General features: G+C 68.5%; 18 protein-coding genes. 5 read left to right on the forward strand and 13 right to left on the reverse strand.

The window, feature by feature from the left end; all coding sequences use genetic code 11:
• Window positions 1-964 (forward strand): 3-isopropylmalate dehydrogenase (gene leuB / locus WCJ52_RS06035; RefSeq protein WP_336902405.1); only part of this gene is annotated, 964 nt, incomplete at its 5' end.
• A 4-nt stretch (window positions 965-968) separates the two neighbouring features.
• Here the strand turns inward: leuB and WCJ52_RS06040 are convergent.
• Window positions 969-1,622: a DUF6134 family protein gene (locus tag WCJ52_RS06040; RefSeq protein ID WP_336902406.1), complete on the reverse strand. Its 654-nt coding sequence runs from the start codon at window positions 1,620-1,622 to the stop codon at window positions 969-971.
• 164 nt (window positions 1,623-1,786) lie between these two features.
• On the opposite strand from WCJ52_RS06040, the gene WCJ52_RS06045 reads away from it, so the two are divergent.
• From WCJ52_RS06045 to WCJ52_RS06055, 3 genes are all read left to right on the forward strand, one after another.
• Complete coding sequence (locus WCJ52_RS06045) at window positions 1,787-2,809, forward strand: aspartate-semialdehyde dehydrogenase (RefSeq protein WP_336902407.1); 1,023 nt, start codon at window positions 1,787-1,789, stop codon at window positions 2,807-2,809.
• Window positions 2,796-3,740, forward strand: coding sequence for an EamA family transporter RarD (gene rarD / locus WCJ52_RS06050; RefSeq protein WP_336902408.1), 945 nt, complete (start codon window positions 2,796-2,798; stop codon window positions 3,738-3,740). The genes WCJ52_RS06045 and rarD overlap by 14 nt, the downstream gene beginning before the upstream one ends.
• 99 nt (window positions 3,741-3,839) lie before the next feature.
• The gene (locus WCJ52_RS06055) at window positions 3,840-5,078 is read left to right on the forward strand and encodes an LLM class flavin-dependent oxidoreductase (RefSeq protein ID WP_336902409.1); all 1,239 of its coding nucleotides are present in this window, start codon (window positions 3,840-3,842) and stop codon (window positions 5,076-5,078) included.
• A 5-nt stretch (window positions 5,079-5,083) separates the two neighbouring features.
• Here WCJ52_RS06055 and WCJ52_RS06060 read toward each other — a convergent pair whose 3' ends face one another.
• The 10 genes from WCJ52_RS06060 to pseB form a co-directional block, all read right to left on the reverse strand.
• A complete protein-coding gene (locus WCJ52_RS06060) occupies window positions 5,084-5,905 on the reverse strand; it encodes a PfkB family carbohydrate kinase (RefSeq protein WP_336902410.1) in 822 nt (273 codons plus the stop codon).
• Window positions 5,906-5,926: 21 nt separating this feature from the next.
• Window positions 5,927-7,318, reverse strand: coding sequence for an adenosylhomocysteinase (gene ahcY, locus WCJ52_RS06065; RefSeq protein ID WP_336902411.1), 1,392 nt, complete (start codon window positions 7,316-7,318; stop codon window positions 5,927-5,929).
• 89 nt (window positions 7,319-7,407) lie between these two features.
• A complete protein-coding gene (locus WCJ52_RS06070; RefSeq protein ID WP_336902412.1) occupies window positions 7,408-8,835 on the reverse strand; it encodes a CHAD domain-containing protein in 1,428 nt (475 codons plus the stop codon).
• Between the two features lie 19 nt (window positions 8,836-8,854).
• The gene (locus WCJ52_RS06075; protein WP_336902413.1) at window positions 8,855-9,127 is read right to left on the reverse strand and encodes an HPr family phosphocarrier protein; all 273 of its coding nucleotides are present in this window, start codon (window positions 9,125-9,127) and stop codon (window positions 8,855-8,857) included.
• Complete coding sequence (locus WCJ52_RS06080; protein WP_336902414.1) at window positions 9,124-9,528, reverse strand: PTS sugar transporter subunit IIA; 405 nt, start codon at window positions 9,526-9,528, stop codon at window positions 9,124-9,126. The genes WCJ52_RS06075 and WCJ52_RS06080 overlap by 4 nt, the downstream gene beginning before the upstream one ends.
• A 10-nt stretch (window positions 9,529-9,538) precedes the next feature.
• Entirely contained in the window at window positions 9,539-10,030 is a 492-nt protein-coding gene (locus tag WCJ52_RS06085) for an HPr kinase/phosphorylase (protein ID WP_336902415.1), read from the reverse strand.
• 10 nt (window positions 10,031-10,040) lie between these two features.
• Entirely contained in the window at window positions 10,041-11,615 is a 1,575-nt protein-coding gene (locus WCJ52_RS06090; protein WP_336902416.1) for an ATP-binding protein, read from the reverse strand.
• Complete coding sequence (locus WCJ52_RS06095; protein WP_336902417.1) at window positions 11,584-12,288, reverse strand: response regulator transcription factor; 705 nt, start codon at window positions 12,286-12,288, stop codon at window positions 11,584-11,586. The genes WCJ52_RS06090 and WCJ52_RS06095 overlap by 32 nt, the downstream gene beginning before the upstream one ends.
• 85 nt (window positions 12,289-12,373) lie before the next feature.
• Window positions 12,374-13,543, reverse strand: a complete 1,170-nt coding sequence (pseC, locus tag WCJ52_RS06100; RefSeq protein ID WP_336902418.1) for a UDP-4-amino-4,6-dideoxy-N-acetyl-beta-L-altrosamine transaminase — start codon at window positions 13,541-13,543, stop codon at window positions 12,374-12,376.
• A gap of 1 nt (window position 13,544) precedes the next feature.
• Window positions 13,545-14,609: a UDP-N-acetylglucosamine 4,6-dehydratase (inverting) gene (gene pseB, locus WCJ52_RS06105; RefSeq protein ID WP_336902419.1), complete on the reverse strand. Its 1,065-nt coding sequence runs from the start codon at window positions 14,607-14,609 to the stop codon at window positions 13,545-13,547.
• A gap of 91 nt (window positions 14,610-14,700) precedes the next feature.
• Between pseB and WCJ52_RS06110 the strand changes: the two genes are divergently transcribed.
• Window positions 14,701-15,099, forward strand: coding sequence for a hypothetical protein (locus WCJ52_RS06110; RefSeq protein WP_336902420.1), 399 nt, complete (start codon window positions 14,701-14,703; stop codon window positions 15,097-15,099).
• Here the strand turns inward: WCJ52_RS06110 and WCJ52_RS06115 are convergent.
• Window positions 15,092-15,397, reverse strand: a complete 306-nt coding sequence (locus WCJ52_RS06115; protein ID WP_336902421.1) for a 4a-hydroxytetrahydrobiopterin dehydratase — start codon at window positions 15,395-15,397, stop codon at window positions 15,092-15,094. The two genes, WCJ52_RS06110 and WCJ52_RS06115, sit on opposite strands and share 8 nt — an antisense overlap.
• Window positions 15,394-16,041 (reverse strand): HAD-IA family hydrolase, encoded by a 648-nt coding sequence (locus WCJ52_RS06120; RefSeq protein WP_336902422.1) that lies wholly within the window; start codon window positions 16,039-16,041, stop codon window positions 15,394-15,396. Before WCJ52_RS06120 ends, WCJ52_RS06115 begins: the two co-directional genes overlap by 4 nt.
• Window positions 16,042-16,195 lie beyond the last annotated feature (154 nt).

Here is a 16,195-nt window from a genome sequence, read left to right on the forward strand (position 1 = left end):
CCTGTCCATCGCCGAGGCCCTGTTCGGCGGCTGCAGCTTCGACGCCCACGGGACGCCCCTGACCGATGAGACCCTGGCTGCCGCCAAGGCCGCCCGGGCCGTGCTGATGGGGGCCGTCGGCGGCCCGCAGTGGGCCGGCGCGCCCCGCGACCGGCGGCCGGAGGCGGGGCTCCTGAACCTGCGGGCCGGCATGGAGGTCTACGCCAACCTCCGCCCAGCCCTCTGCTTCCCGGCCCTGGCCGATGCCTCGAGCCTCAAGCGTCACCTGGTGGAGGGGCTGGACTTCATGATCGTCCGTGAACTGACGGGCGGCATCTACTTCGGCTCGCCCCGGTTCATCGAGGACCTGCCGGGTGGCGGCAAGCGGGCCGTCGATACCCAGGTCTACACCACCGCCGAGATCGAGCGGGTGGTGCGGGTGGCCTTCCAGCTGGCCCGGGGCCGTCGCAACCTGGTGCACTCGGCCGAGAAGTCGAATGTCATGGATTCCGGCCTGCTCTGGCGTCAGGTCGTGACCGACCTCCATGCCCGGGAGTTCCCGGACGTCCGCCTCGAGCACATCCTGGCCGATAACGCCGCCATGCAGATCGTTCGCGACCCCCGCCAGTTCGACGTCCTGGTCACGGACAACCTGTTCGGCGACATCCTGTCCGACGCCGCCGCCCAGCTGACGGGCTCCCTGGGCATGCTGCCCTCGGCGGCCCTGGGCGACGCTGGCCGGCCCGGCCTTTACGAGCCCATCCATGGCTCGGCGCCGGACATCGCCGGCCAGGGCGTGGCCAATCCGCTGGCCTCCATCCTGTCTCTGGAAATGGCCTTCCGCTGGTCCCTGGGCCGCCCGGAGGCCGCTGACCGCATACTGGCCGCCGTGGTCCAGGCCCTGGACGGCGGTGCCCGTACCCGGGACCTGGGCGGAAGCCTGACCACCGTGCAGATGGGCGATGCGGTGCTCGCCGCCCTCTGACCCGTCAGGCCCGGAGGTATTCCAGGGTCGAGCCGTCCTGGAGGCGCCCCTTCAGGCCTGTCCAGACGCCGGCCCGGTCGTACCAGTCGTCGATTTCGGCCTCGCCGCGCAGGGTCCAGACCTGGGCCTCCATCGACCGACCGTTCGCCAGGGTCACGGACCGCAGGCCTTTCGGCGTGGCCGTGATGCGCAGGAGGCCACCCTCCTGGGGATTGAAGAGCCGCCCGCCGAGGACCTTCGGGTTCCAGTGGGTGAGGGGGGCGGTTCCAGCGGGCGCCAGGACCTCGCGGCGGCCGGTACGAATGCGCACTCCCTCCGGCGTCCTCCGGGCTGAGACCTTCCGGTCCCCGGCGGTGGCGTCGGTCACCGTCTCCAGGCTCTCGAACTGCCCGTCCGCCCAGACCTCCCGGGCCGTATGCCGGTAGCGGTAGACGGTGACCGAGCCGAGCTTCACGGTCATGTCGACCTCAGTCGAGATCGTGGGAGATTTCGCGTCGCCGGAGAAGGTCATGCGGTGCTCGCCGATCCGCTCGCCATTGCGCAGGACGGCGAAGACCAGCTTCCTGTTGGCAGGCGTGGCAGCAAGAAGGGGCGTGGGCACCGCGAGTAGGACGCCGGCGCTCAGGAGAGTGCGCCGCGTCGGCTCCGAATGCGTCATGCAGTGGTCTTTCGCAGGGTTCAGTTCGGGGCACCGACTACCGGATTTGCTATCGACTATATGGGATTCCAGTGAAGTTTCCGCAACGCGGCAAAAGCCCTCGCCTTGCGCCCCGGGCGCGCCGGGCGTAGGGGGACCGTCCGTTCTGTAAAGGAGAGACAAAGGTGGGCTATCGCGTCGCCGTCGTCGGGGCCACGGGTAATGTGGGCCGGGAAATGCTGAATATCCTCGAGGAAGTCGAATTCCCCGTGGATGCAATTCACGCGATCGCCAGCCGCAAATCCATTGGCGTCGAAGTCTCCTTCGGCGACCGGATCCTGAAGTGCAAGGACGTCGAGCAGTTCGACTTCTCCACTGTGGACCTGGTACTGATGAGCGTGTCGGGGACCTTTTCCAAGGAATGGGCGCCCAAGATCGGCGCCGCCGGCCCCATCGTCATCGACAATTCCTCGGCCTGGCGGATGGACCCGGACGTGCCCCTCGTCGTGCCCGAGGTGAACCCCGACGACGTCGAGTGGGCGGACCGCAAGAACATCATTGCCAACCCGAACTGCTCCACCGCCCAGCTGGTGGTGGCCCTCAAGCCCCTGCACGACCGGGCCCGGATCAAGCGGGTGGTGGTCTCGACCTACCAGTCGGTTTCTGGCGCGGGCAAGGAGGGCATGGATGAGCTCTGGGACCAGACCAAGGGCATCTTCGTCCTCGGCCCGTCGGAGCCCAAGACATTCCCCAAGCAGATCGCCTTCAACGTCATCCCCTTCATCGGCGCCTTCAACGACGACGGCTACACCGACGAGGAGGAGAAGATGTGGAGGGAGACCCACAAGATGATGGACCCCGAGATCGCCCTCACGGTCACCTGCGTGCGGGTACCGGTCATGGTCGGCCATTCGGAGTCCGTGAACATTGAGTTCCACGAGCCCCTGGACGAGGACGAGGCGCGCGACCTCCTGCGCAACAGCCCCGGCCTTATCGTCATCGATCAGCGCCATGACAAGGGCTACATGACCCCCAAGGAGGTCCAGGGCGAGTTCCCGGTCTTCGTCAGCCGTATCCGCCGGGACCCGACGGTGGAGCATGGCCTGAACCTCTGGGTCGTGGCCGACAACCTGCGCAAGGGCGCTGCCCTCAATGCCATCCAGATCGCCCAGCTTCTCGCCGAGCGCGGCCTGATTGGCGATCGCTGACGGGGTGGCCGGGGGGCCCGCCTCACCGGTTGACGCCTCACCGGCTGAAGCCTCATCCCGCGCCGCCATCGGTGCTGGCGTCCTGTGCTACCTGATCTGGGGGTTTGCGCCCCTGTTCTTCCAGGCCATGGGCCGGCTGGGTGCCGATTCCTGGGAGATTCTCGCTCACCGGGCGGTCTGGGGGACCCTGATCGCCTGGGTCTTCGTGCTCCTGGCCCGGCAGGGCGGCCAGGTGGCCGAAGTGCTGCGCTCGCCCCGGCGGCTCGCCGCCCTTGCCCTCTCGGCCCTGCTGATCGGCGCCAACTGGGCCCTCTATGTCTGGGGGGTCAACTCTGGCCGGGTACTGGAGAGCAGCCTCGGCTACTATCTGACGCCCCTGCTCAACATGGCAGCGGGGGTCCTGATCTTCCGCGAGCGCTTCGACATCCTGGGGCTTGGCGCCATTGTCCTGGCTGGGATCGGGGTCGCCCTTCAGGGCCTCGCCCTCGGCCATTTCCCATGGATGGCGGTGATCCTGGCCCTGACCTTCGGCGCCTATGGGATCGTGCGCAAGCAGGTGCAGGCCGACGCCCAGACCGGCCTTTTCGTCGAGTGCCTGTTCCTGGCGGTCCCCGGCGCGCTCTGGATGGCCCACCTGACCCTCACTGGGCAGGGGCATATGGACGATTCCCCTGCGGCGGCGGCCTGGCTCCTGGCAGCGGGGCCAATCACCGCCATTCCCCTTGTCCTGTTCGCCTGGGCCGCCAGGCGCATGCCCCTGTCGGCCATGGGCTTCTTGCAGTTCATTGGCCCGACCATCGGCTTCGGCATCGGACTGGCCCAGGGCGAGGCCTTTACCGCCCTGCGTGCAGTCTCCTTCGCCTTCATCTGGGCCGGGGCGGCGACCTACATCTTTGGCCTCTGGCGGCGGACCCGGAGCCTCGGCGCCTGACTGGCGCTTGCGTATCCTGCGTCCGGGTCTATCGGTGTTGGGCAAGGACCGCCGATCTGCAGGACGGCGGCGAGGACACGACACTTCCGGAGGAAATCCATGGCCCGCACGAAGTTTGGCGCCTTCCTGGCACCCCATCATCCCATCGGCGAGCATCCCAGGCTCCAGTTCCGGAACGACATCAAGTTCGCCGTACGGCTTGAGGAGCTAGGCTTCGACGAGTTCTGGGTCGGTGAACACCATTCCACCGGCTGGGAGATGATCGCCTCTCCCGAGATGTTCCTGGCCGCCGTCGGCGAGCACACCGGCCGGATCCGGCTGGGCACAGGGGTAATCTCCCTGCCCTACCACCATCCCTTCCATGTCGCCCAGCGCATGGTGCAGCTGGACTACATGACCGGCGGTCGGGCCATCCTTGGCACTGGGCCCGGCGCCCTGCCCTCCGACGCCCACACCCTGGGTATCGACCCCATGACCCAGCGCGACCGGCAGGACGAGGCCATCGGGGTGATCCGGCGCCTGCTCGCCGGCGAGCGCGTCACCTACGAAAGCGAGTGGTTCACCCTGCGCGACGCCCGGCTCCAGCTTCTGCCCCTCCAGGAAGAGATGGAGATGGTAGCCGCCTCCTCCATCAGCCCCTCAGGCATGACCCTGGCCGGAAAATACGGCCTGGGCGTCCTGTCCATCGGCTCCAACTCGGAGGCGGGCCTGGCGGCCCTGCCCACCCAGTGGGGCTTCGCCGAACAGGCCGCCGCCAAGTCGGGCAAGGCGATCGACCGGAAGAACTGGCGGGTGCTCATGTCCTGGCACATCGCCGAGACCCGCGAGGAAGCCCGGGCCCAGGCGGCCAAGGGCCTGATGCACTGGCACAACGAGTACCAGGTCGGCACCCTGATGCGCCCCGGTGCCGGGCCCTTCATCAGCCCCGAGCAGGCCCTCGAGCAGACCGTGGACGTCGCGGGCGCATCCGCCGTCATCGGCACCCCGGACGACCTCATTGCGGCCATCCGCAAGCTTCAGGCCAATGCCGGCGGCTTCGGCGTGGTGCTGGGCTTCGTCCATGACTGGGCCAACCGCGAGAATACCCTGCGCAGTTGGGACCTGGTCGGGCGCTATGTGATCCCCGAGATCAACGGTCTCCTGGACGGCTACCGGGACTCCCGGGCCTTCGTGATCGAGAACCGCGAGTGGTTCGACCGCGCCGGCCAGGCGGTGATGAGCAAGATCATGTCGCATGAGGGCGCCGCGGCGGCCTTGAAGGCCGGCATGGAGGCGGGCGTTGCCATGCGCTCGCCCAACGCCCCGGATCTGAACAAGGCCGCCAAGGCCCTGAAATAAGGGGGCTAAAGTCTCTGCACCGTCACCGGAGCGCCCCAGACCTCACCGGGCGCGATCGTCGCAGGCCCGTCGTCGAGCAGGTCTTCGGGACCCTTGGCCAGGCGCCCTGCCAGCGTCCCCACAGAGGATCCCAGCACCGCCTGGGGGTCGCCGCCCTCCACCAGGCCGGCGGCGAAGAGGGCGGCCAGGAGGTCGCCGGTTCCCTTCGGCGCCCGCTCAAGGCGCGGGTGGGTCGCCAGCCAGGCGTTCGTCGCATCGGCCCAGAGGACGCCAGTCTTCGACCCTGCCGGGACCGAAGAGACCAGGACCGGCCGGCCCAGGCTGCGGGCGGCGGCGAGGGCCCCGGCGGCGTCGGCAATCCGCATCCCCGTGAGGCGTTCCAGCTCCCAGGCATTGGGCGCCAGCAGGCTGGCGCGGGGGACCAGTTCCAGGGGAAGGGCCTCGGCAACGGCTTGGGCGACATAGAGCCCGCGGTCCTCGTCGCCAAGGATGGGGTCCACCAGGCGCAGGGCCTGCGGACGGCGCGCCGCCACATGGTCCAGGAGATCGGCCGCAGCGGCCACCTGCGCTGCAGAGGCGAAGTATCCGGTGATCACCAGGTCCGCCCGGTCCGCCAGGCCTGAGGCGATCAGCCCGTCAACCTGGCCGGCGAAGACCGCATCGGACACCGCACCGCCCCCCGGGGAACCGAGGCCCGGATGGCGCCCAAAGAGGACGGTGGGAAGAAGGGCTGTGCGAAACCCCAGGCGGGTGAGAACAGCACTCTGCAGGCCGCCGCCGACCCCCGAGCCGGCGACATGGCTGGACAGGATGAGGGCGACCGGCACGGGTGCGGTCCGGCCTGCGGCCTAGTAGCGGTAGTGCTCGGGCTTGAAGGGCCCGGCCACCGGCACGTTGATGTAGGCGGCCTGGTCCGTGGTCAGCTGGGTCAGCTTCGCGCCCAGCTTGTCCAGGTGCAGCATGGCCACCTTCTCGTCCAGGTGCTTGGGCAGGGTGTAGACCTGCTTGCCGTAGGCCGCGCCGTTGGTCCACAGCTCGAGTTGGGCCAGGGTCTGGTTGGTGAAGGATGCGCTCATCACGAAGCTGGGGTGGCCCGTGGCATTGCCCAGGTTCACCAGCCGGCCTTCGGACAGGACGATGATCTTCTTGCCGTCCGGGAACTCCACCTGGTGGACCTGGTCCTTGATCTTGTCCCAGCGGTAGTTGCGCAGGCCCGAGATCTGGATCTCGGAATCGAAGTGGCCAATGTTGGCGACAATGGCGTTGTTCTTCATCCGCCGCATGTGGTCGACGGTCAGGACGTCCTTGTTGCCGGTGGCGGTGACGAAGATGTCGCCCCTGTCCGCCACATCGTCCATGGTTTGGACCTCATAGCCCTCCATGGCCGCCTGCAGGGCGCAGATCGGGTCGATCTCGGTGACGATGACCCGGGCGCCGCCATTGCGCAGGCTGGCGGCCGAGCCCTTGCCTACGTCGCCATAGCCCAGCACCACGGCAACCTTGCCGGACAGCATGACGTCCGTGCCCCGGCGGATCGCGTCCACCAGGCTCTCGCGGCAGCCGTAGAGGTTGTCGAACTTGGACTTGGTGACGCTGTCATTGACGTTGATGGCAGGGAAGGGCAGCTCGCCGCGATCGGCCATCTGGTAAAGGCGGTGGACCCCCGTGGTGGTCTCCTCCGAGACGCCGCCGATGGCATTGCGGATGGCGGTGTAGAAGCCGGGCTTTTCCTTCAGGTACTGCTTCATCACCGCGTAGAGGGCTTCCTCCTCCTCGTTCTGCGGGTTGTCGAGGACCGAGGCGTCCGCCTCAGCCTTGGGCCCGAGCACGCAGAGCAGGGTGGCGTCGCCACCATCGTCGAGGATGAGGTTGGGATAGCCGCCGTCGGCCCACTCGAAGATGCGGTGAGCGTAATCCCAGTATTCCATGAGGGTCTCGCCCTTTGTGGCGAAAACCGGGGTCCCGGCGTCGGCGATGGCTGCCGCGGCGTGGTCCTGGGTGGAGAAGATGTTGCAGGAGGCCCAGCGCACCTCGGCGCCCAGGGCCTCGAGGGTCTGGATCAGGACCGCCGTCTGGATGGTCATGTGCAGGGAGCCGGCAATGCGGGCGCCCTTCAGAGGCTGGGAGGCCCCGAACTCGGCGCGGACGGCCATCAGGCCGGGCATCTCGGTCTCGGCGATCGCAATTTCCTTACGGCCGAACTCAGCCAGGGAAATGTCCTTCACCACATAGTCGGTCATGTCGGGATTCCTGTCGCGCGGGCCCTCGCCGCCACGACGGTCCTATACCCCCGACGGAGCCGGGTCGCAACCAGGACATAAAGACTTCTTTATGTGAAGCGCGGTGCGGGCCCACTCACCAGCTCTTCGACAGCCTTCAGGGCCCGCCGTTCGTCGCCCCGGCGGCGGAGACCCGATATGAGCTTTCGCGCCGCCCTGCGGCCCTCGGGGTCGAGGTCAAGCCGGGAAAGGACACCTTCCGCCATCTCCACGTCATTGAGCAGGCCGAGCGCGTCCTGGGCCTTCCTGAGTCCGGCCTCGAAACCCAGGGCGCCCCGTCCCCAGTCCGGGGCCTCGAAGGCGGCCAGAGCGTAGCGGAAGGCCTTGATGCGCAGGCGCAGGGCGTGAAGGTCCTCCAGCCCCAGGGCGTCCGCTTCCTGGCCCTCCTGGCGGATGCGTCGCCAGCGGCGGTCAAGGTCAGAGCCAAGCCCCTCCGCGGCACCCTCGGCGTTCCGGGCCAGACCAGGCCAGTCTCCCGTCTCGACCAGGATGAGTCCCTCCAGCAGGGTCAGCCGCGCAGGTGCGGCCGCCAGGCTGGCGGACAGGCCCGCGGCGGCCCGGTGCCGGGCTTCCGAAAGGGCGGCGTCGAGGGCCGGGCCGGCTGGCCCCATCGCCATCAGGACGTCCAGTTCCCGCACCTCGCCGCAGGCCTGGGCCAGGTCGCGCAGCCCTGCGCGGACCGTCGCCGCCGGGGCCTCGTCCAGCCGCCTGCGGAAGACCAGTGCCAGGCTTCGCATCCGCCGCAGGGCGACGCGCAGCTGGTGGACCGCCTCGACCGAGGGGTCGTTCGCTGTATCCTGGGTCCGGCCCGCCACCTCGGCCAGGCTTCCGAGCAGGGCCTGCCGCAGGGCCTCGCCAGCGGTTATCTCCCCGGCCAGGGCGACCTGCGCAGGGCGGGGCCAGGGCCGGTCCGCCGCCAGGTCGGCGCCCCTGGCGGACTTGGTGCGGAGCGAGAGGGTCAGGGGCAGTTGGGCGGCAAGTCGGCGCGCGAGGGTGAGCAGGTCCTCGCGCTCGCCCTCCAGGAGTTCCAGCTCAACCTCGCAGACCGCCGCCCTGCGATCCCCCGCCCGGATCTCGCCCTCGTCAAAGGCCGCCTCGATCCGGGAGGCACCAGCCTCGACCACGCCGCTGCGCCGGCGCACATGTACAGAAAATCGCGGTGTAAGCGGGTCCGGGCCGACGGCGGCGAGGCCCAGCCCGGCAAGCTGCGGCCAGGAGAGGTTCAGGTGTCCGGGGGCAACCTCGGCCTCGACCTCGTCCCGGGCCAGGCCCTGTCCGGTCTTCAGGGTCTGGACCGTCCGGCCGGACGCCTCGGAGCGCAGGCGCAGGGAGGCACCCGTGGCCGCGAGGGCTTCCTTGGGGGTGTCGTAATAGACAGACAGGAGGTCGCGGTCGTGGGGCGGGGCGTGCAGGACCCGCAGAAGCACCGCCTCGATGGCGTCGGGGGGGCAGTCGAACTTGATTTCCACCTCGGGCATCACAACCCTCTTCGGACGGCTATTCGTCCTCGTCGAAACGATTGGCCACCAGGGCCACAAGGGCGGCGACGGCGGTATCCGCCTGAGCCCCTTCCGCGGCAATATCGATGCAGCAGCCCGGCCCGGCGGCCAACATCATCAGGCCCATGATCGAACGGGCGTCGACCTCGGCACCATCTTTTGAGACATGCACCTGGGCTTCGAAGGTGGAGGCGGTCTTCACGAACTTGGCGGAGGCGCGGGCGTGAAGCCCGCGCTTGTTGATGATCTCGACCCGGGCCCGGGCGGTCACTTGTCCCCTGCCAGGACGTAGGAGGCGACCGAGATGTACTTTCGCCCGGCCTCCTGGGCCTTGGCGACGCAGTCGGCGAGGTCAAGTCGGCTTCGGACGCTGGCGAGCTTGATCAGCATGGGCAGGTTTAGGCCGGCGATGACCTCGCCCCGGGTCTGCTCCATGACCGAGATGGCGAGGTTCGAAGGCGTGCCCCCGAACATGTCGGTCAGGAGGATGACGCCGGTCCCGTCGTCTACCCGCCCGCAGGCAGAGAGAATGTCGCGTCGCCTCTGCTCCATGTCATCGTCCGGGCCGATACAGATGGCTGCGATCCCCGACTGGGGACCGACCACATGCTCCATGGCCAGCAGGAACTCATCGGCCAGGCGACCGTGGGTCACGATGACAAGGCCGATCATGGGAAGGCTCTCAAGGGGAGTTCTCACCCTGTACGGGCGCCGCAGGCACCGGAAGGCCAACTTGATACGACTCTTCCTTGTCCGCTCCAAGCCGACAAAGTGCATCTGCGATCCGGTGTGGCGCCGAGGCTTCGGTCAGGCGGAGCCGAAGTTGCGGCGCATCCAGCCCCAGCACCGAAACGGCCTCCCGCTCAGGCATCCGCTCAGGCTCCCCTGACGTCACCGCAAGGTCGATTCGGCAAAGGTCCAGGCAGGGCAGGCGCACGACTCCGGCACCCCGGATCTCGAGCTTGCCGCGCAGGACGTCTGGTGCCCTGCCGAAGAGGCGTCCGCCGCTCGTCCAGACCAGGGTGCGGTCGTCGGCAACCAGGCGGAATCCCAGGTTCAGGGCTCTCAGGGCGAGGTCGCTCTTGCCGCTACCCGAGGGACCAAACACGAGGGCGCCCCGCCAGCGCCCGCCCGACCTCAGGGCGATCAGGCCAGCGTGCAGGATCTCGCTCATGGGACCCGTCTCATGACGCTGGGCGAGGGGGCAGGTGGACCCGGAAGCAGGCGCCGGTGCGCTCACCGGCCTCGCCCACGCGGTTCTCGGCCCGGAGGGTCCCGCCCTGGGCCTCCACGATCTGGCGGGCGATGGACAGGCCCAGGCCTGAATTGCCGCCGAAGGCCGAACCCCTGGGCCGGGAGGTGTAGAAGCGCTCGAAGACCGTCTCCAGGTTCTCCGGCGGTATGCCGGGTCCGTCATCCTCGATACGAACCTCGGTGATCCCGGCCTCCCGTGTCAGGAACAGCCGGACCGAACCGCCCGGCGGACTGAAGGAACGGGCGTTTTCGATGAGGTTCCGGAACACCTGGCCGAGCGGGCCTTCCCGTCCGAGGACTGGGGTCTCGCCCTCGGGCCGGGACAAAAGGACCTCCGGGTCCCCTTCCCGGCGGGCGTCGCCGTAAGCCCCTGCCAACTCATCGAGGAGGCGACCCAGGTCGAAGGTCTGGGGTGCCTCCCGGGACAGTTCTGCATCCAGCCGCGAGGCGTTGGAGATGTCGGTGACGAGGCGGTCCATGCGCTGCACGTCCTGCTGGATCACCCCCTGCAGCCGGGCTCGGGCGTCGGGGTCGGACACCAGATCCAGGGTCTCCACCGCCGAGCGAAGGGATGTGAGCGGATTGCGGATTTCATGGGCCACGTCCGCGGCGAAGCGCTCGATGGCGCCCATCCGCTCGGACTGGGCGTCCGTCATGGCCTCGAGGGACCGTGTCAGGTCGCCAAGCTCGTCGCCTCGCCTGGCCAGGTCGGGGAGGGAGATGGACCGGACCCGGGACAGCCGCACCCGGTCGGCGGCGCGCGCCAGGCGCCGGACGGGCAGGGCCACCAGGCGGGTCAAGAGGGCTGAGGACAAGAGGGTGACGCCGATGGAGAGCAGGATGAAAGGCACCAGGGCGGCCCTCTGGCGGGCGATGATGCTGTCCACGTCACCGGCCTCGACCGTCAGGACCCCCAGAACGGCCTGGACATGGCGGATGGGGAAAGAGACCGAGACCACCCGCCCCGCAGGATCGGCGCGGCGGACGCCCGCCACCCTGCGCCCCTCGAGTGCGCCGGCAATCTCAGCCCGGAGCGCGGTCTGCCCCGGCGAGGCTCGGGGCTTGCCGGAGGTCGCCGGGGGGGCAGGCCCCCCTCTCGGACGGGCTGGGGGCAGGATTCCCTCCTCCACCCGGTTGGCGATCCAGTCGCTGTCGGCGATCACCTGCCCCTGGCGGTCGAAGAGCCGCGCCCTCTGGACGCCGGGATTGGCAAGAAGCTGGAGAATCTCGCTGGCCCGGGCGGCCTCGAGGGCCGGGACGGGCTCACCGACCGTCGCCGCCTGGTCGATCAGGCTGGCCATCAGCTCGCCCTGGGTGGTGAGGCTGTCGATCCGGGCCTCCACCAGGCCCCGGCGTAGCTCGTTCAGCACCAGGGCGCCAGCAATGAGGACGGCGAGGCCCAGGAGGTTGAGGGCGAGGATCAGCCTTCCGAGACGGGACGCCGGCGGCCGGGCCCACCACCGGCGACCGGGCTCAGGCTTCGCGGTATCTGTAGCCGACGCCATAGAGGGTTTCGATCGCGTCGAAATCGGGGTCGACCTCCCGGAACTTGCGGCGCATCCGCTTGATGTGGCTGTCGATGGTCCTGTCGTCGACGTAGACCTGATCGTCGTAGGCCGCATCCATCAGGTTGTCTCGGCTCTTTACGAAACCGGGTCTCTGGGCGAGGGCCTGGAGCAGCAGGAATTCGGTTACGGTCAGCTTCACGGGCAGGCCGTTCCAGAGACAGTCGTGCCGCGCCGGGTCGAGGGTCAGCTGGCCGCGCTTCAGCGCCCGGGGGGCTACAGCCTCCGGGTCGTCCTCGTCCCCCAGGCCGCCGTTGGCCCGGCGCAGGACCGCCTTCACCCGCTCGATGAGCAAGCGCTGGCTGAAGGGCTTGTGCATGTAGTCGTCGGCGCCGAGGTTGAACCCGAGCAGCTCGTCGATCTCGTCGTCTTTGGAGGTGAGGATGATCACCGGCAGGTGCGAGGCGCGACGCAGGCGCCGAAGCACCTCCATGCCGTCCATGCGCGGCATCTTGACGTCGAGTATGGCCAGGTCGGGCGGATCGTTCTCGAGGGCGGCCAGACCCGATGCGCCGTCGAAGTAGGCCTTGACCGTATGGCCCTGGCTCTCCAGCGCAAGGCTTAGAGAGGTCACGATGTTCTCGTCGTCGTCCACGAGGGTGATACGGGCCATCTGCGGGGTCGGGTCCTTTTCGCCGGTCCTTTAATCCAAGATAACCTTAGTCGCCCCGATCCGTGGCCTCAATGGGGCGGACGGATCAACCCAGGCCAAGGGCGCGGCACAGGGTGTCCACCGCCCGGTCCACGTCGGCGTCTGCCATGGCGGGGAAGAGGGGAAGCGAAAGTGCGCTCCGGTACCAGGACGCGGCCCCGGGAAGGTCCGGCGGACCATATCGGGCCACGTAGTAGGGCTGGGCGCTGACGGGAATGTAATGGACCTGGGTTCCCACGCCTTCCGCGCCCATGGCCTCGACCACTGCGCGGCGGCTGCGGCCCGTCGCCGGGAAGTCGATCCGGACTGTCATCAGGTGCAGGACGGCGCGGCTCCAGGCCGGGCTATCCGCGAGCTGGACGACGGGCGCCAGGGGCGCCAGGCGCTCGGCGTAGCGGCGCGCCAGTTCGCGTCGCCGGGCGGCGAACTGAGGCAGGCGCTTCAGCTGGGACTGGCCAAGGGCGCAGAGGATGTCCGGCAGGCGATAGTTGAACCCGGGCTCGCGCATTTCATAGAGCCAGGGATCGCCCCCCGCTGGCCGCTCCATGCCGTGACTGCGAAGCCGGCGCATCCGTCCAGCCAGGTCCGCATCCCGGGTCGTGATCATGCCACCCTCGCCCGTGGCGATGGTCTTGACCGGGTGGAAGGAGAAGGTCGCGGCGGAGGACCGCAGGCCGGACCCGACAGGTTCGGGGCCCTGCCCGAAGTCCGCCGTCGAGCCCAGGGCGTGGGGCGCGTCCTCCACCAGGACCGCGCCGGAGGCGGAGGCGACCGCCCCCAGGCCCGGAAGGTCTGCGACGTCGCCCCTCAGGTGGACCGGGATCACGGCCCTCAGGGGCCCGGGGCCAGCCCGGTCCAGGGCCTCGGCGAGGGTCTTTGGTGTCATCAGCCCGGTGGCGGGGTCGACGTCGGTGAAGATCACCTCGCCGCCTACGAACCGGACGCAGTTGGCGGTGGACAGGAAGGTGGTCGCGGGCACAGCCACCCGGTCGCCGGGACCGATGCCGAGCCCCAGCATGGCCAGGTGAAGGGCCGCTGTGCCGTTGGAGCAGGCCACAGCGAAGGGCGCCTCCACCGCGGCGGCGAAGGCCTGCTCGAAGGCCTCGACCCCGGGGCCCGTCGTCAGGAAATCAGATCTCAGGGCCTCGGCCACAGCCGCGATGTCGGACTCGTCGATGTCCTGGCGGCCATAGGGCAGGAAGGCCCTGGAGGTCATCTCAGGCTCCGGCGGGCGTAGGCGTGGGCGTGGTGCCGGCCCCGGGACCGGCCAGCAATCGCAGGAGGCCCTCGTGGGACAGCCATTCCTCATTGGTGTCGCTGGCGTAGGAAAAGCCTTCTGGCACCAGGGGATGGGCACTGGCGAAAGACTCCCGCGAGAACTCCACGAAGGCCGGCTCGATGGCGTAGCGGTCGCCAAGGTCGACGACATGCCGGGCGTCATCCGCGGAAATCATCATCTCGTGGAGCTTCTCCCCCGGCCGGATGCCGATGACCCGGAACGGCAGGCCAGGCGCCAGGGCTTCAGCCAGGTCGGTCATCTTCATCGAGGGAATCTTTGGCACGAAGATCTCCCCGCCCCGCATGATGGACAGGGAGGAGAGGACGAAGTCGACCCCCTGGTCCAGGGTGATCCAGAAGCGCGTCATGCGCGGGTCGGTGATCGGCAGATCCCGGGCACCCTGGGCGATCAGGCGCTGGAACAGGGGGGCTACCGAGCCCCTCGAGCCGACGACGTTCCCGTACCGGACCACAGAAAAGCGGGCGCCGATGTCGCCAGACAGGTTGTTGGCCGCCACGAAGGTCTTGTCCGAGGCCAGCTTGGTGGCCCCGTACAGGTTGGCGGGGTTGCAGGCCTTGTCGGTTGACAGGGCAATGACCTTCTTCACCCGGTTGGCCAGGGCCGCCCAGACGATGTTCTCTGCTCCCAGGACGTTGGTCTGGATGAATTCCGATGGGTTGTACTCGGCAGCGGGCACCTGCTTGAGGGCGGCGGCGTGCACCACCACGTCCACCCCGCGAAGGGCCAGAGTCAGGCGTTGGCGGTCACGGACGTCGCCCAGGAAGAACCGCATGTGGCTCATCTGCTCGGGGGTGAACCGCTCGGCCATGTCGACCTGCATTTCGTGCTGCTTCAGCTCGTCCCGAGAGAAGACGATCAGCTTGCGCGGCTCGGCCCGGCTGAGGACAGTATCGATGAAGCGGCGGCCGAAGGATCCGGTCCCGCCGGTCACGAGGACGGTCTTGCCCTCCAGTTCGCCGGCGTCTGTGGAGAAACGGTTCAACTCAGGTCTCCGAGCGGATTCTTGACGTTCCGATAGACTGCGCCCCCTCCGGTAAAGATATCGCTAACCATAATCGGTAACAAATGACGTCATGAACCGCCGACGCCTCCTCAGCCTTCTGCCCCTTGTCGTCGCCGCCCCGGCCCTTGCGGCGGAGGGCGAGTCCGGAATTGGCGCCAAACCGCCGCCCACCTTCATCCGACTGCCCCTTATCCAGGCCAACATCCTGCGCCGGAACCGCACCCGGGGCGTGATCTCCCTGGAGAACGGCGTGGACGTGAAGGACCCCAAGCTCCAGGCCCGGATCGGCCAGATACAGCCCCGGCTCAGGTCCGACATGGCGCGGCAGCTTTCGCTCTACACCTCGAACCTGGCACCCGGGCAGGCCCCCGACCTCGACGTACTGGCGCCCCTCCTGCAGAAGCAGGTGGACCTGAATGTCGGCGGCCCCGGCGCGCGCCTGGTCCTGCTGAACGTCCTGATCAACTGACCCCGAGATCCGCCGCCACGGCGTCCATGAAGGCGGCGAGTTCGGCGTCGAGGCTGGTGACGCCGCCAGCATCATGGGTGGTGAGGGTAACCTCGACCCGGTTCCAGACATTCGCCCATTCGGGATGGTGATCCATCCGCTCGGCCTTCAGGGCGACCCGGGTCATGAAGGCGAAGGCGGCGTTGAAGTCCGCGAAAACAAAGGTGCGCGAGATGGCGTCCCGGTCGCCCGGCAGGTCACCCCAAAGCGGTAGCTTCTCGAGGGCGTCGATGGCGCCGATCCGCACCCGGGACGTCATGCCGCCCCCCCGAAGGCAAGTCCGGTGGCCTCGGAGAGCTCGGACAGGGCCTGGGCCTCGCTGACCACCTTGATGGCCCGCATGCCCAGGGCGGCGGCCGGCTTGCAGTTGATCCCCAGGTCGTCGAGGTAGACGCAGGCGGCGGGTTCGACCTCCAGCTGCTCGCACATCATCAGGTAGATTCGCGGGTCCGGCTTTCGTACCCCCGCTTTCGAGCTTTCGATGATGGCGTGGAAGTGCGGCATGACCCGGCCCATGGCCGTGACCATGGTGGTTTCCGAGCCCGGCGAGTGGCTGGAGGCCATGTTGTTGGTGATGCAGCCCACCTTGAACCGAGCCTTGCAGGCCAGCAGGGCATCGACCATCGCCGGCCGCAGGTGACCCGACAGCAGGGGCAGGACCTCGCGCCCGGGTACCGGATGGCCAAGAGCTGAGCTCTCCTCGTGGAACAGCCGGTCGAAGCCCGCCGAATCGACTTCGGCCCGCTCGAAGAGCGCCCAGGCGTTGGTGTCCGGATTGGTGGCGTTGACCGTCCGGATCAGATCCCGGGGCAGGCCCTTCTCGGCCTCGTACCGATTGAAGGCCTCGAAGGGCGAGGAGGTGAACACCCCGCCGAAATCCCAGATCACTGCTTCGACGCCCATGCTGCTTCCTCCGGAAATGACGCCAGCCAAGCTAGGGCGTTTCCGGCTTGAGGGGAACACGCTGCGGGGTGTTAGTCTCCGTCCCCATGCTCCCGCTGTCCGCCAGCCGCCTGCCGGGTCCACCCTTGGCAGATCCGCCTTGGGCCGATCCGCC

Origin of the sequence: Phenylobacterium sp., from assembly GCF_037138395.1 — a bacterium.
Taxonomy (GTDB): Bacteria; Pseudomonadota; Alphaproteobacteria; order Caulobacterales; family Caulobacteraceae; genus Phenylobacterium.